Raw genomic sequence first — 16243 nt, 5'->3', positions numbered from 1 at the left:
AAAGGTAAATTCGAGCGGACCAAGCCGCACGTGAACGTGGGTACGATCGGTCACGTTGACCACGGCAAGACCACGCTGACGGCAGCGATCACGACGGTTCTCACGCAGAAGTTCGGCGGCGAGGCGAAGGCGTACGACCAGATCGACGCGGCGCCGGAAGAAAAGGCGCGTGGTATCACGATCAACACCGCGCACGTCGAGTACGAAACGGCTAACCGCCACTACGCACACGTCGACTGCCCGGGCCACGCTGACTATGTGAAGAACATGATCACGGGCGCGGCGCAGATGGACGGCGCCATCCTGGTGTGCTCGGCCGCTGACGGCCCGATGCCGCAAACGCGTGAGCACATCCTGCTGGCCCGTCAGGTTGGCGTGCCGTACATCATCGTGTTCCTGAACAAGTGCGACATGGTGGACGACGCCGAGCTGCTCGAACTCGTCGAAATGGAAGTGCGTGAGCTTCTGTCGAAGTACGACTTCCCGGGCGACGACACCCCGATCATCAAGGGTTCGGCCAAGCTGGCGCTGGAAGGCGACAAGGGCGAGCTGGGCGAAGTGGCGATCATGAACCTGGCCGACGCGCTGGATTCGTACATCCCGACGCCGGAGCGCGCAGTTGACGGTTCGTTCCTGATGCCGGTGGAAGACGTGTTCTCGATCTCGGGTCGCGGCACGGTGGTGACGGGCCGCGTCGAGCGCGGTGTGGTCAAGGTCGGCGAGGAAATCGAAATCGTCGGTATCAAGCCGACGGTGAAGACGACCTGCACGGGCGTGGAAATGTTCCGCAAGCTGCTCGACCAAGGTCAGGCGGGCGACAACGTCGGTATCCTGCTGCGCGGCACGAAGCGTGAAGACGTGGAGCGCGGCCAGGTTCTGGCCAAGCCGGGTTCGATCACGCCGCACACGCACTTCACGGCTGAAGTGTACGTGCTGAGCAAGGACGAAGGCGGCCGTCACACGCCGTTCTTCAACAACTACCGTCCGCAGTTCTACTTCCGTACGACGGACGTGACGGGCTCGATCGAGCTGCCGAAGGACAAGGAAATGGTGATGCCGGGCGACAACGTGTCGATCACGGTCAAGCTGATCGCCCCGATCGCCATGGAAGAAGGTCTGCGCTTCGCCATCCGCGAAGGTGGCCGTACCGTCGGCGCCGGTGTCGTTGCAAAGATTATCGAGTAAGAGCCAGAGATCTTCTCGGTAATTAGCGGTTTCGGGGTCGGCGAAGTCCGCCGGCCCCAAATGGTTTAGGGGTATAGCTCAACTGGCAGAGCGTCGGTCTCCAAAACCGAAGGTTGGGGGTTCGATTCCCTCTGCCCCTGCCAAATTCTTGCGCCAAGTGGCGCTGCTTAAGGTGTTATGGCGAATCCTTCCGTCGAAACTGTAAATACTTCCGGCGACAAGTTGATGTTGGTGGCGGGCGTATTGTTGGTCTTGGCCGGGTTCGTCGGGTTCTTCTGGCTCTCAGGCCAAGAATGGTACGTCCGCGGCGCAGCGCTTGCTGTTGGTGTCATCGCGGGTGTCGCAGTCGGTCTTCTCTCTGCGCCGGGCAAAGGGTTCATTGCGTTCGCCAAAGACTCGTACAAGGAAGTCCGCAAGGTTGTCTGGCCGACTCGCAAGGAGGCTACCCAGACAACTCTAGTGGTCTTCGCGTTTGTTCTGATCATGGCCATTTTCCTTTGGCTTAGTGATAAGTCGATTGAGTGGGTGATTTTCTCGGCGATTCTGGGTTGGAAATGATATGAGCGATACTCCGGCATCCCCGAGTGGAAAGCGTTGGTATGTGGTGCACGCCTACTCCGGCATGGAGAAGAGCGTGCAACGCGCGCTTCAAGAGCGCATTGAGCGTGCAGGCATGCAAGATCAGTTCGGTCAGATTCTTGTGCCGACCGAAGAAGTCGTAGAGGTAAAAGGTGGTCATAAGTCGGTCACCGAGCGTCGTTTTTTCCCGGGCTACGTCCTGGTTGAAATGGAAATGACGGACGAAACGTGGCACCTGGTAAAGAACACGGCCAAGGTCACTGGTTTTGTCGGCGGTGCGCGCAACCGCCCAAGTCCTATCTCGCCACGTGAAGTCGAAAAGATCATGTCGCAGATGCAGGAAGGCGTCGAGAAGCCGCGGCCGAAGACGCTGTTCGAGGTAGGCGAGATGGTCCGCGTGAAGGAAGGTCCATTCACCGACTTCAATGGCAACGTCGAAGAAGTGAACTACGAAAAGTCCCGAGTCCGTGTTTCCGTCACGATTTTCGGGCGATCGACACCGGTCGAACTCGAGTTTGGCCAGGTCGAAAAGCTTTAATCGAATACATCGCGCGTGGCTTTCGGGTCATCGCGCGATTCGCGCTTACGGTCCGCGGTATGGCCGTTGAGGAGCGTCAGTAGGCGGCACCGTCGAACACGCGCTATCACTCACCGAACGCTCACGCGTTCAGCAGAGGTTTCAACATGGCAAAGAAAATTATCGGCTTTATTAAACTGCAGATTCCTGCAGGTAAAGCCAACCCGTCGCCGCCGGTCGGTCCGGCACTGGGCCAGCGCGGCCTGAACATCATGGAGTTCTGCAAGGCGTTCAACGCGCAGACTCAAGGTATGGAGCCGGGTCTGCCGGTGCCGGTCGTCATCACGGCATTCGCGGACAAGAGCTTCACCTTCATCATGAAGACGCCGCCGGCAACCGTTCTGATCAAGAAGGCAGCCGCCGTGCAAAAGGGTTCGAGCAAGCCGCACACCGACAAGGTGGGCAACATTACCCGCGCTCAAGCGGAAGAAATCGCGAAGACCAAGATGCCGGATCTTACGGCAGCTGATCTGGATGCAGCCGTGCGCACGATCGCCGGCAGCGCGCGTTCGATGGGCATCACTGTGGAGGGCGTGTAAATGGCTAAGCTTTCTAAGCGCCTTCAGGCATTCGCGACCAAGGTAGATCGTCAGAAACTGTACGCAATCGACGACGCACTGGCTCTCGTGAAAGAGTGCGCGAGCGCGAAGTTCGATGAATCGATCGACGTCGCCGTTCAGCTCGGCATCGACGCGAAGAAGTCGGACCAGGTCGTTCGTGGCTCCGTCGTTCTTCCGGCTGGTACCGGCAAGTCGGTTCGCGTGGCGGTGTTCGCTCAAGGCGACAAGGCCGAACAGGCTCGCGCAGCTGGCGCGGACGTGGTCGGCATGGAAGACCTCGCCGAGCAAGTCAAGGCTGGCAATCTGAACTTCGACGTCGTGATCGCTTCGCCGGACACGATGCGTGTCGTCGGCACGCTGGGTCAGATCCTCGGTCCGCGTGGCCTGATGCCGAACCCGAAGGTTGGCACGGTTACGCCGGATGTCGCTCAAGCGGTCAAGAACGCAAAGGCCGGTCAGGTGCAGTTCCGCGTCGACAAGGCCGGTATCATCCATGGCACGATCGGTCGCGCATCGTTCGAGCCGGCATCGCTGCGTCAGAACCTGTCGGCGCTGATCGAAGCGCTGCAAAAGGCAAAGCCGGCGACGAGCAAAGGCGTGTACCTGCGCAAGATCGCCGTGTCGAGCACGATGGGCGTTGGCGTTCGCGTGGATCAAGCAACGCTGGCACAACAGTAACAATTTCGGGCGCGATCGGCTGATCGCGCTTCAAAAAGGGCTTTGGGCGGTTGCGAGACTGCAATATCGAGTCGAGCAACCGGTTGTCAAAGACCGTTGGTGGTGGTGCAGCAGGCAGGCATTGCCTTAATTCAAGCCAACGCAGATGGCGAACCCGAAACAGTTTTGCAGTGGTTGAAGTCGGTTGTCGATCATCCTGAATGATCACCAATCGATCGAAATACTCCTAACAATCGGACGCCGTTGTCGAACGTGGTGCATGAGGGTTGTGGCCCGAGTGCATCGAATCTGGAGGTTTAACCGTGCCACTGAACAAAGAAGATAAGCAGGCAGTCGTCGCTGAAGTCGCCGCGCAAGTCGCGAAGGCTCAGACGATGGTGCTCGCTGAGTATCGTGGGATCACGGTTGGCGATCTGACCAAGCTGCGCGCGAAAGCGCGTGAGCAACAGGTGTATCTGCGCGTGTTGAAAAACACGCTGGCGCGTCGCGCCGTGGAAGGTACGCCGTTCGCTCCGCTGGCTGAGCAGATGACCGGTCCTCTGATCTACGGCATCTCGGAAGATGCCATTGCCGCTGCCAAGGTCGTCAACGACTTCGGTAAGGGCAATGACAAGTTGATCATCAAGGCTGGTTCCTACGAAGGCAAGGTAATGGACAAGGCAGGCGTGCAAGCGCTGGCCAACATTCCGAGCCGCGAAGAACTGCTCTCCAAGCTGCTGTTCGTCATGCAAGCGCCTGTTTCCGGCTTTGCGCGCGCCCTGGCCGCGCTCGCTGAGAAGAAGCAAGGCGAAGCTGCGTAACGCACACGCTTGGGCACCAGTTGCTCAGTTAGGTATTAGCTAGATCGCTAGCTCGATCCGAATTCAATTTAGGAGTATTTCAAATGGCAATCGCAAAAGAAGACATCCTGGAAGCCGTTGGCTCGATGTCGGTTCTCGAACTGAACGAACTGGTCAAGGCGTTCGAAGAGAAGTTTGGCGTGTCGGCTGCTGCTGTCGCAGTTGCTGGCCCGGCAGGTGGCGGCGCAGCTGCTGCAGTCGAAGAGCAAACCGAGTTCACGGTCAACCTGCTCGAAGCAGGCGCGAACAAGGTTTCCGTGATCAAGGCAGTTCGTGAACTGACGGGTCTCGGCCTGAAGGAAGCGAAGGATCTGGTCGACGGCGCACCGAAGCCCATCAAGGAAGCGGTGCCCAAGGCTGCTGCTGAAGAAGCCAAGAAGAAGCTGGAAGACGCAGGCGCGAAGGCTGAAATCAAGTAAGTTTCATTGCGCTATGCGAAGGCTGGCGGTTTTCCACCGCCGGCCTTTTTGTGCTTTGTGGGGACGCAGTTTTTGTGCTTGTCGGCAAGCATGAAAGTCTCCACAGAAGCCAAAGAAAACGTTCGGAGCGGCAGATTTTTCCGATTGTTCTCTTTGTCTTCTGAAGCGACTGCAGAAGGCAAGTTTGGTCGGGTAGCGGGAAACACAGGCATCCGCTGCCGTCAGCCAGCGGTTGGTAGCGGCCAACCACCAAGCTTCTAGGCTCGCGCGTCCTCCCGGGCACGTGCGCGGGTCTCAGTCGGTGAACACCGGGCTGTGACATCGAGGTATCCCGCCTCGGTAACGCCCGCCGTGATTCGGAGATCGTATGCAATATTCCTTCACCGAGAAGAAGCGTATTCGCAAGAGTTTCGCGAAGCGCCCCATCGTTCACCAAGTTCCCTTTTTGCTGGCGACCCAGCTTGAATCATTCCAGACGTTTCTGCAAGCAGACACGTCGTCCTCGCAGCGCAAGTCGGAAGGCTTGCAGGCTGCGTTCACCTCTGTTTTCCCGATTGTCTCGCACAACGGTTTCGCGCGGCTCGAGTTCGTCAGCTACATGCTGTCATCGCCCGCATTCAACATCAAGGAATGCCAGCAGCGCGGCCTGACGTACTGCTCGGCTCTGCGCGCGAAAGTGCGTCTGGTTCTGCTCGACAAGGAGTCGCCGAGCAAGCCGGTCGTCAAGGAAGTGAAGGAACAGGAAGTGTACATGGGCGAAATTCCGCTCATGACGCCGACGGGTTCGTTCGTCATCAACGGAACGGAGCGCGTGATCGTGTCGCAGCTCCACCGTTCGCCTGGCGTGTTTTTCGAGCACGACAAGGGCAAGACGCACAGCTCCGGCAAGCTGTTGTTCTCGGCGCGCATCATTCCTTACCGCGGTTCGTGGCTCGACTTCGAATTCGACCCGAAGGACGTGCTTTACTTCCGCGTCGACCGTCGTCGCAAGATGCCGGTGACGATTCTGCTGAAAGCGATCGGCATGACGCCGGAGCAGATCCTCGCGAACTTCTTCGTGTTCGACAACTTCGGCCTGATGAGCGAAGGCGCGCAAATGGAATTTGTTCCCGAGCGCCTGCGCGGTGAAGTCGCGCGTTTCGACATCCAGGACCGCGACGGCAACGTCATTGTCACGAAGGACAAGCGGATCAACGCGAAGCATATTCGCGACCTCGAAAACGCCAAGACGAAGTTCATCTCGGTGCCGGAAGAGTACCTGCTCGGCCGCGTGCTGGCGAAGAACGTGATCGATCCGGAAACGGGCGAAGTGATCGCGAACGCCAACGAGGAAATCACCGAAACGGTTCTCGAGAAGCTGCGCGAGGCGAAGGTCAAGGACATCCAGACGCTCTACACGAACGACCTGGACCAGGGGCCGTATATCTCGTCGACGCTGCGTATCGACGAAACCGCCGACAAGATGGCCGCCCGCATCGCGATCTATCGTATGATGCGCCCGGGCGAGCCGCCGACCGAAGAAGCGGTCGAGGCGCTGTTCAACCGTCTGTTCTACAGCGAAGATGCGTACGATCTGTCGAAGGTCGGCCGTATGAAGTTCAACCGCCGTGTCGGCCGTGACGAAATCGTTGGCCCGATGACGCTGCAGGACGACGACATCCTCGCGACGATCAAGATCCTCGTCGAGTTGCGTAACGGCAAGGGCGAAGTGGACGACATCGACCACTTGGGCAATCGTCGTGTGCGTTGCGTCGGCGAGCTCGCGGAGAACCAGTTCCGTGCAGGTCTCGTGCGCGTGGAGCGCGCCGTGAAGGAACGCCTCGGCCAGGCCGAGAGCGAAAACCTGATGCCCCACGATCTGATCAACTCGAAGCCGATTTCCTCGGCGATCCGCGAGTTTTTCGGTTCGTCGCAGCTCTCGCAGTTCATGGACCAAACTAACCCGCTGTCGGAAATCACGCACAAGCGTCGTGTATCCGCACTGGGCCCGGGCGGTCTGACGCGCGAGCGCGCGGGCTTCGAAGTCCGCGACGTGCACCCGACGCACTACGGCCGGGTGTGCCCGATCGAAACGCCGGAAGGTCCGAACATCGGTCTGATCAACTCGCTCGCGCTGTATGCGCACCTGAACGAATACGGCTTCCTCGAAACGCCGTACCGCAAGGTCGTGGACAGCAAGGTGACCGACCAGATCGACTATCTGTCGGCAATCGAAGAAGGCCGTTACGTGATCGCTCAGGCGAACGCGGCAGTGGCCGACGACGGAACGCTGACCGACGAACTCGTGTCGTCGCGTGAAGCGGGCGAAACGCTGATGGTCACGCCGGATCGCATCCAGTACATGGACGTGGCGCCGTCGCAGATCGTGTCGGTGGCTGCATCGCTGATTCCGTTCCTCGAGCACGACGACGCGAACCGCGCGTTGATGGGCTCGAACATGCAGCGTCAGGCCGTGCCGTGTCTGCGTCCGGAAAAGCCGGTCGTCGGTACGGGCATCGAACGCACGGTGGCGGTCGACTCGGGTACGACCGTGCAGGCGCTGCGCGGTGGCGTGGTGGATTACGTCGACGCGGGCCGTATCGTGATTCGCGTGAACGACGATGAAGCCGTTGCCGGCGACGTCGGCGTGGACATCTACAACCTGATCAAGTACACGCGTTCGAACCAGAACACGAACATCAACCAGCGTCCGATCGCAAAGGTGGGCGACAAGGTCTCGCGCGGCGACGTGCTGGCCGACGGCGCCTCGACGGATCTGGGCGAGCTCGCGCTCGGCCAGAACATGCTGGTCGCGTTCATGCCGTGGAACGGCTACAACTTCGAAGACTCGATCCTGATCTCGGAAAAGGTCGTTGCGGACGATCGCTACACGTCGATCCACATCGAAGAACTGAACGTCGTTGCTCGCGACACGAAGCTCGGACCGGAAGAAATCACGCGCGACATTTCGAACCTCGCGGAAGTGCAGCTTGGCCGTCTCGACGAGTCGGGCATCGTGTATATCGGCGCGGAAGTCGAAGCGGGCGACGTGCTGGTCGGCAAGGTCACGCCGAAGGGCGAAACCCAGCTGACGCCGGAAGAAAAGCTGCTGCGCGCGATCTTCGGTGAGAAGGCATCGGACGTGAAGGACACGTCGCTGCGCGTGCCGTCGGGCATGAGCGGCACGGTCATCGACGTGCAGGTGTTCACGCGCGAAGGCATCACGCGGGACAAGCGCGCGCAACAGATCATCGACGATGAACTGAAGCGCTATCGCCTCGACCTGAACGACCAGCTTCGTATCGTGGAAGGCGACGCGTTCCAGCGTCTCGCGCGCATGCTGAACGGCAAGGTCGCGAACGGCGGTCCGAAGAAGCTCGCGAAGGGCACGAAGATCGACCTCGCTTACCTCGAAGATCTCGACCACTACCACTGGTTCGACATCCGTCTCGCGGACGAAGAAGCAGCGGCACAACTGGAAGCGATCAAGGACTCGATCGAGCAAAAGCGTCACCAGTTCGACCTCGCGTTCGAAGAGAAGCGCAAGAAGCTCACGCAAGGCGACGAACTGCCGCCGGGCGTGCTGAAGATGGTCAAGGTGTATCTCGCCGTTAAGCGTCGCCTGCAGCCTGGCGACAAGATGGCGGGTCGTCACGGTAACAAGGGTGTCGTGTCGAAGATCGTGCCGATCGAAGACATGCCGTACATGGCCGATGGCCGTCCGGCCGACGTCGTGCTGAATCCGCTCGGCGTGCCGTCGCGGATGAACGTGGGTCAGATTCTCGAAGTGCATCTGGGCTGGGCCGCGAAGGGTCTCGGCTGGCGTATCGGCGAAATGATGCAGCGTCAGGCGAAGGTCGAAGAACTGCGTCAGTTCCTAACGCAGATCTACAACGAGTCGGGCCGCAAGGAAGAGCTGGAAAGCTTCTCCGACGACGAGATCGTCGAACTGGCGAAGAACCTGCGCGAGGGCGTGCCGTTCGCGACGCCGGTGTTCGACGGTGCGACGGAAGACGAAATGTCGCGCGCGCTGGATCTGGCCTACCCGGACGAGATCGCAACGAACCTCGGCATGACGCCGTCGAAGAACCAGGTCACGCTGTACGACGGCCGCACCGGCGAGGCATTCGAGCGCACGGTCACGGTCGGCTACATGCACTACCTGAAGCTGCACCACCTGGTCGATGACAAGATGCACGCACGTTCGACCGGTCCGTACTCGCTCGTCACGCAGCAGCCGCTGGGTGGTAAGGCACAGTTCGGTGGTCAGCGCTTCGGTGAGATGGAAGTGTGGGCGCTCGAGGCGTATGGCGCGTCGTACGTGCTACAGGAAATGCTGACGGTCAAGTCGGACGACGTGACGGGCCGGACGAAGGTTTATGAGAACCTCGTCAAGGGCGATCACGTGATCGACGCGGGCATGCCGGAATCCTTCAATGTGCTGGTGAAGGAAATCCGCTCGCTCGGTATTGATATCGATCTGGACCGCAATTAATCGGACTACGGAGAGAAAGCAATGAAAGCTCTGCTCGATCTATTCAAGCAAGTCCAACAAGAAGAAGTTTTTGATGCGATCAAGATCGGCCTCGCGTCGCCCGACAAGATTCGTTCTTGGTCGTTCGGCGAAGTGAAGAAGCCTGAGACCATCAACTACCGCACGTTCAAGCCGGAGCGGGATGGTCTGTTCTGCGCGAAGATTTTTGGTCCGATCAAGGACTACGAATGCCTTTGCGGCAAGTACAAGCGCCTGAAGCACCGCGGCGTGATCTGCGAGAAGTGCGGCGTCGAAGTGACGCTGGCGAAGGTGCGTCGTGAGCGGATGGGCCACATCGAACTGGCCTCGCCGGTTGCGCACATCTGGTTCCTGAAGTCGTTGCCGTCGCGTCTGGGCATGGTGCTCGACATGACGCTGCGCGACATCGAGCGCGTGCTGTACTTCGAAGCCTATGTGGTGATCGATCCGGGCATGACGCCGCTGAAAGCGCGGCAGATCATGACGGAAGAGGATTACTACAACAAGGTCGAAGAGTACGGTGACGAATTCCGTGCCGAAATGGGTGCGGAAGGCGTTCGCGAGCTGCTGCGCGCGATCAACATCGACGAACAGGTCGAAATGCTGCGCACCGAACTCAAGAACACGGGTTCGGAAGCGAAGATCAAGAAGTACGCGAAGCGCCTGAAGGTGCTCGAGGCTTTCCAACGCTCGGGCATCAAGCCTGACTGGATGGTGCTCGAAGTGCTGCCGGTGCTGCCGCCGGAACTGCGTCCGCTGGTGCCGCTGGATGGCGGCCGTTTCGCGACGTCGGATCTGAACGACCTGTATCGCCGCGTGATCAACCGTAACAACCGGTTGAAGCGTCTGCTCGAACTGAAGGCGCCTGAAATCATCGTCCGCAACGAAAAGCGGATGCTGCAGGAAGCCGTCGATTCGCTGCTCGACAACGGCCGTCGCGGCAAGGCGATGACCGGCGCGAACAAGCGTCCGCTGAAGTCGCTCGCCGACATGATCAAGGGTAAGGGCGGTCGTTTCCGTCAGAACCTGCTCGGTAAGCGCGTCGACTACTCCGGCCGTTCGGTGATCGTGGTGGGTCCGACGCTCAAGCTGCATCAGTGCGGTCTGCCGAAGCTGATGGCGCTCGAACTGTTCAAGCCTTTCATCTTCAACAAGCTGGAAGTGATGGGCGTCGCGACGACCATCAAGGCCGCGAAGAAGGAAGTCGAGAACCAGACGCCGGTGGTGTGGGACATCCTCGAAGAGGTGATCCGCGAGCATCCGGTGATGCTGAACCGTGCGCCTACGCTTCACCGTCTCGGTATTCAGGCGTTCGAGCCCGTGCTGATCGAAGGCAAGGCGATTCAGCTGCACCCGCTCGTCTGCGCGGCGTTCAACGCCGACTTCGACGGTGACCAGATGGCCGTTCACGTGCCGCTGTCGCTCGAAGCGCAGATGGAAGCGCGCACCCTGATGCTGGCGTCGAACAACGTCCTGTTCCCGGCGAACGGCGATCCGTCGATCGTGCCGTCGCAGGATATCGTGCTGGGCCTTTACTACGCGTCGCGTGAAGCGATCAACGGCAAGGGCGAAGGCATGACGTTCACGGGCGTGTCGGAGGTGATCCGCGCGTACGAAAACAAGGAAGTCGAGCTGGCTTCGCGCGTCAACGTGCGTATCACCGAAATGGTGGCGAACGAGGACACGAGCGAAGGCGTGCCGGCGTTCGTGCCGAAGATCTCGCTGTACGCGACCACGGTCGGCCGTTCGATCCTGTCGGAGATTCTGCCGCCGGGTCTGCCGTTCTCGGTGCTGAACAAGCCGCTGAAGAAGAAGGAAATCTCGCGCCTGATCAACACGGCGTTCCGCAAGTGCGGTCTGCGCGAGACGGTGATCTTCGCCGACCAGCTGATGCAGATGGGCTTCCGCCTCGCAACGCGCGCCGGTATCTCGATCTGCGTGGACGACATGCTCGTGCCGCCGCAGAAAGAGACGATCGTCGGCGACGCTGCGAAGAAGGTGAAGGAGTACGACCGTCAGTACATGTCGGGTCTCGTCACCGCGCAGGAACGCTATAACAACGTGGTCGACATCTGGTCGGCGACGTCGGAAAGCGTCGGCAAGGCGATGATGGAGCAGCTCGCGACGGAACCCGTCACCGACCGTGACGGCAACGAAACGAAGCAGGAGTCGTTCAACTCCATCTACATGATGGCCGACTCGGGCGCTCGTGGTTCCGCGGTGCAGATTCGTCAGCTCGCGGGTATGCGCGGCCTGATGGCGAAGCCGGACGGCTCGATTATCGAGACGCCGATCACCGCGAACTTCCGCGAAGGTCTGAACGTGTTGCAGTACTTCATCTCGACGCACGGCGCTCGTAAGGGTCTGGCGGATACGGCACTGAAGACTGCGAACTCGGGCTACCTGACGCGTCGTCTCGTCGATGTGACGCAGGACTTGGTCGTCGTCGAAGACGATTGCGGCACCTCGAACGGCGTGGCGATGAAGGCGTTGGTCGAAGGCGGTGAAGTCGTCGAAGCGCTGCGTGACCGTATTCTCGGTCGTGTCGCGGTGGCGGACGTCGTCAATCCGGAAACGCAGGAAACGCTGTACGCGTCGGGCGATCTGCTCGACGAAGACGCGGTCGAGGAAATCGAACGCCTCGGCATCGACGAAGTGCGCGTGCGCACGCCGCTGACCTGCGAAACGCGCTATGGCCTGTGCGCCGCGTGCTACGGCCGTGACCTCGGCCGCGGTTCGCGCGTGAACGTCGGTGAGGCAGTGGGCGTGATCGCTGCGCAGTCGATCGGTGAGCCGGGCACGCAGCTGACGATGCGTACGTTCCACATCGGTGGTGCGGCATCGCGTGCGGCGGTTGCTTCGACGGTCGAAGCGAAGTCGAACGGTACGGTGCGCTTCACGGCGACGATGCGTTACGTCACCAACGCGAAGGGCGAGCAGGTCGTCATCTCGCGTTCGGGCGAGGCGATCATCGCGGACGACTTCGGTCGCGAGCGTGAGCGTCACAAGGTTCCGTACGGCGCGACGCTGCTGCAACTCGACGGCGCGCAGATCAAGGCCGGTGCGCAACTGGCTCAATGGGATCCGCTGACGCGTCCGATCATCACCGAGTGGGGCGGTACGGTGAAGTTCGAAAACGTCGAGGAAGGCGTGACCGTTGCGAAGCAGATCGACGACGTGACTGGTCTTTCGACCCTGGTCGTGATCGACGTGAAGCGTCGCGGCTCGCAAGCGTCGAAGAGCGTGCGCCCGCAGGTGAAACTGCTCGACGCGAACGGCGAGGAAGTGAAGATCCCGAACACCGAGCATTCGGTGCAGATCGGCTTCCAGGTCGGCGCACTGATCACCGTGAAGGATGGTCAGCAAGTGCAGGTCGGTGAAGTGCTGGCGCGTATCCCGGTTGAAGCGCAGAAGACGCGTGACATTACCGGTGGTCTGCCGCGCGTGGCCGAACTGTTCGAAGCGCGCTCGCCGAAGGACGCGGGTATTCTCGCGGAAGTCACGGGCACGACGTCGTTCGGTAAGGACACGAAGGGCAAGCAGCGTCTCGTCATCACGGATCTCGAGGGCAATCAGCACGAGTTCCTGATCGCGAAGGAAAAGCAGGTGCTGGTGCACGATGGTCAGGTCGTCAACAAGGGCGAAATGATCGTCGACGGTCCTGCCGATCCGCACGACATCCTGCGTCTGCAGGGTATCGAGGCGTTGTCGCGCTACATCGTGGACGAAGTGCAGGACGTGTACCGTCTGCAGGGCGTGAAGATCAACGACAAGCACATCGAAGTGATCGTGCGTCAGATGCTGCGTCGTGTGCAGATCGTCGACAACGGCGATACGCGCTTCATTCCGGGCGAGCAGGTCGAACGTTCGGACATGCTGGACGAGAACGACAAGATGATCGCGGAAGACAAGCGTCCGGCGACGTACGACAACGTGCTGCTCGGTATCACGAAGGCATCGCTGTCGACCGACTCGTTCATCTCGGCGGCATCGTTCCAGGAAACGACCCGCGTGCTGACCGAAGCGGCGATCATGGGCAAGCGCGATGATCTGCGTGGCCTGAAGGAAAACGTGATCGTCGGCCGTCTGATTCCGGCTGGTACGGGTCTCGCGTTCCACAAGGCACGCAAGGCGAAGGAGTCGTCGGATCGCGAGCGTTTCGACCAGATCGCGGCCGAAGAGGCATTCGACTTTGGTACGCCGGAAACCCCGGCAGCGGAGCAGCAGCCGCATACCAACGAGTAAGCGTCTTTCGCTGTAGTAGCCACGAACCGCTCAGCTTCGGCTGAGCGGTTTTTTTTTGCCTCTGCCATTCGGCTAACAACATATTCCTGCGCCTCGGCGCGCGCGGATGCGTTGGTAGAATTCGTTATCTCTCACGTTGCAGTGCACATCCCTCTTCCATGGCTCGGTCGCTCGAAATACTCAACGAAATCTTCGGCTATCCCGCATTTCGCGGACAACAGGCGGAGATCGTCGAGCATGTCGCGAACGGCGGCGATTCGCTCGTGCTGATGCCGACGGGCGGCGGCAAGTCGCTGTGCTACCAGATTCCCTCGCTCGTGCGCAGCGAGGCCGGGCTCGGCGCGGGTATCGTGGTGTCGCCATTGATCGCGCTGATGCAGGACCAGGTCGCGGCTCTGACGGAAGTCGGCGTGCGCGCCGCATATCTGAATTCGACTTTGTCGGGCGCGGAGGCCGCGGCCACCGAGCGGGCGCTGCGCGAAGGCGACATCGATCTCCTTTACGTCGCACCCGAACGCCTGATGACGCCGCGCTTTCTCGAACTGCTCGAGCGCGCGCGCGTCGGACTTTTCGCCATCGACGAAGCGCATTGCGTGTCGCAATGGGGGCACGATTTCCGTCCTGAGTACATCCAGCTTTCCGTGCTGCACGAGCGGTTTCCGGATGTGCCGCGGATCGCGCTCACCGCGACTGCCGATGCGATCACGCGCGATGAGATCGTCCATCGGCTCGCGCTGGACGATGCGCGCATATTCGTTTCCAGCTTCGATCGGCCGAACATTCGCTATCGGATCGTCGAGAAGGACAACGCGCGTTCGCAACTGCTCGATTTCATCCGCGCCGAGCATACGAACAAGGACGGCACGACCGATGCGGGCGTCGTGTATTGCCTGTCGCGGCGGAAAGTCGAAGAAACCGCGGACTGGCTGAAAGGCCAGGGCATCCGCGCGCTGCCTTACCACGCGGGCATGGAGTTCGAGACGCGCCAGAAGCATCAGGAGATGTTTCAGCGCGAGGAAGGCATCGTCATGTGCGCGACGATCGCGTTCGGCATGGGCATCGATAAACCGGATGTCCGCTTCGTCGCGCATCTGGATTTGCCCAAGAGCGTCGAAGGCTATTACCAGGAGACGGGCCGCGCCGGCCGCGACGGTCTGCCGGCGAATGCATGGATGGCGTACGGGCTGGGCGACGTCGTGCAACAGCGCAAGATGATCGACGAATCCGAGGCTGACGACGCACACAAGCGCGTGCAGAGCGGCAAGCTCGATGCCTTGCTGGGTCTGTGTGAGGCGGCGTCCTGTCGTCGCGTGCGCCTCCTCGCGTATTTTGGCGAGACGAGCAAGCCGTGCGGCAACTGCGATACATGTCTCGAGCCGCCCGCGTCATTCGATGCCACCCGCGAAGCGCAAATGGCGCTGTCGTGCGTGTATCGTGCGCAGAAAGCGAGCGGGTTCCATTTCGGCGCGGGCCATCTCATCGACATCCTTCGTGGTACCCGCAGTGAGAAAGTCCTGCAGCGCGGACACGAGAAGATATCGACCTTCGGCGTCGGCGCCGCGCTCTCCGAACCCGAATGGCGCGCCGTGTTCCGGCAACTCGTCGCGTTCGGCTATCTCGCTGTCGATCACGACGGTTTCGGCGCGCTCGTGCTGACCGACGCCAGCAAGCCCGTGCTGAAGGGCGAAGAGCAAGTCACGCTGCGCAAGTATGTGAAGCCGACTCGGGCGCGCCAGTCCTCCAGCCGTACTGGTGAACGCGCGGATCCGACCGCCGGCATGTCGGCACGCGAAAGGGCGCGTTGGGAGCGCCTGCGCGCCTGGCGCGCAGAGACCGCGAAGAGCGACGGCGTGCCGGCCTACGTCATCTTCCACGATGCCACGCTCGCCGAGATCGTCCGCAGCGATCCCGACACGATCGACGATCTGCGCCACATTCCCGGGATCGGCGTGCGCAAGTTGGAGCGCTTCGGCGACGAATTGCTCGCCGTTGTCGGCTCCGACTGATGTCTGGCTTGCGAAAAGCCTCGAAATCATCGCAACCTATTGACCCGATTGCGATTTTCGGAATATCATGCTTGGTTCTCGTTCGCGGTCCGACTTTGGGCCTGGCTCAGCGCCGGGTGTGAATGGCGGAATTCATCGGCGAGATAGTCAAACGCGTAGCTCTTTTCGCTTTGCCCGAAAGAGTTTCGCGGATTTTGTTCATTTTTAGGATTAAACAATGCCAACCATCAATCAACTGGTTCGCAAAGGCCGCGCGTCGGAAACGACGAAAAGCAAGTCGCCGGCCCTGCAGGACTGCCCTCAGCGTCGTGGCGTGTGCACTCGCGTGTACACCACGACGCCGAAGAAGCCGAACTCGGCACTCCGTAAAGTCGCCAAGGTTCGTCTGACGAACGGCTTCGAAGTCATTTCGTACATCGGCGGTGAAGGCCACAACCTGCAAGAGCACTCGGTTGTGCTGATCCGCGGCGGCCGTGTGAAGGACTTGCCGGGTGTGCGTTACCACATGGTTCGCGGCTCGCTGGATACCCAGGGCGTCAAGGATCGTAAGCAAGCTCGCTCGAAGTACGGTGCGAAGCGCGCGAAGGCCGGCAAGTAAGTCGCGGTCGGAAGTAAGAATCAGGAATCAGGTCGCCGCAAGGCGGTTAAGGCGGTGGTGCCGGA

The 16243-nt window shown here is 60.5% G+C and carries 11 protein-coding genes and 1 tRNA gene; all 12 read left to right on the top strand.

Going from position 1 to position 16243, the window contains the following annotated elements:
* The coding region (tuf, locus tag NCR38_RS12525; RefSeq protein ID WP_250477167.1) for an elongation factor Tu at positions 1 to 1185 on the top strand (1185 nt) is incomplete at its 5' end.
* A gap of 67 nt (positions 1186 to 1252) precedes the next feature.
* A tRNA-Trp gene (locus tag NCR38_RS12520) sits at positions 1253 to 1328 on the top strand.
* A 34-nt stretch (positions 1329 to 1362) separates the two neighbouring features.
* On the top strand, positions 1363 to 1743 hold the full coding sequence (gene secE, locus NCR38_RS12515) for a preprotein translocase subunit SecE (protein WP_008343790.1): 381 nt from the start codon (positions 1363 to 1365) through the stop codon (positions 1741 to 1743).
* Position 1744: 1 nt separating this feature from the next.
* Positions 1745 to 2302, top strand: coding sequence for a transcription termination/antitermination protein NusG (nusG, locus tag NCR38_RS12510; protein WP_061120232.1), 558 nt, complete (start codon positions 1745 to 1747; stop codon positions 2300 to 2302).
* Between the two features lie 146 nt (positions 2303 to 2448).
* Positions 2449 to 2880 carry a 50S ribosomal protein L11 gene (rplK, locus tag NCR38_RS12505; RefSeq protein WP_008343796.1) on the top strand — a complete coding sequence of 144 codons (432 nt, stop codon included), beginning with the start codon at positions 2449 to 2451 and terminating at the stop codon, positions 2878 to 2880.
* On the top strand, positions 2881 to 3579 hold the full coding sequence (gene rplA, locus NCR38_RS12500) for a 50S ribosomal protein L1 (protein ID WP_061120231.1): 699 nt from the start codon (positions 2881 to 2883) through the stop codon (positions 3577 to 3579).
* A 302-nt stretch (positions 3580 to 3881) separates the two neighbouring features.
* Positions 3882 to 4379, top strand: coding sequence for a 50S ribosomal protein L10 (gene rplJ, locus NCR38_RS12495; protein WP_061120230.1), 498 nt, complete (start codon positions 3882 to 3884; stop codon positions 4377 to 4379).
* A gap of 83 nt (positions 4380 to 4462) precedes the next feature.
* Positions 4463 to 4837, top strand: a complete 375-nt coding sequence (gene rplL / locus NCR38_RS12490) for a 50S ribosomal protein L7/L12 (protein WP_014192486.1) — start codon at positions 4463 to 4465, stop codon at positions 4835 to 4837.
* A 367-nt stretch (positions 4838 to 5204) separates the two neighbouring features.
* Positions 5205 to 9311, top strand: coding sequence for a DNA-directed RNA polymerase subunit beta (gene rpoB, locus NCR38_RS12485; protein WP_061120229.1), 4107 nt, complete (start codon positions 5205 to 5207; stop codon positions 9309 to 9311).
* 21 nt (positions 9312 to 9332) lie between these two features.
* Entirely contained in the window at positions 9333 to 13574 is a 4242-nt protein-coding gene (rpoC, locus tag NCR38_RS12480; protein ID WP_250477166.1) for a DNA-directed RNA polymerase subunit beta', read from the top strand.
* 158 nt (positions 13575 to 13732) lie between these two features.
* On the top strand, positions 13733 to 15580 hold the full coding sequence (gene recQ, locus NCR38_RS12475; protein ID WP_061120227.1) for a DNA helicase RecQ: 1848 nt from the start codon (positions 13733 to 13735) through the stop codon (positions 15578 to 15580).
* Positions 15581 to 15797: 217 nt separating this feature from the next.
* Entirely contained in the window at positions 15798 to 16178 is a 381-nt protein-coding gene (gene rpsL, locus NCR38_RS12470; protein WP_006998493.1) for a 30S ribosomal protein S12, read from the top strand.
* Positions 16179 to 16243 lie beyond the last annotated feature (65 nt).

Origin of the sequence: Caballeronia sp. INML1, assembly GCF_023631085.1 — a bacterium.
Taxonomy (GTDB): Bacteria; Pseudomonadota; Gammaproteobacteria; order Burkholderiales; family Burkholderiaceae; genus Caballeronia; species Caballeronia turbans.
Note: the sequence above shows the minus strand (reverse complement) of the source record. Positions and strands in the feature narration are given on the sequence as shown.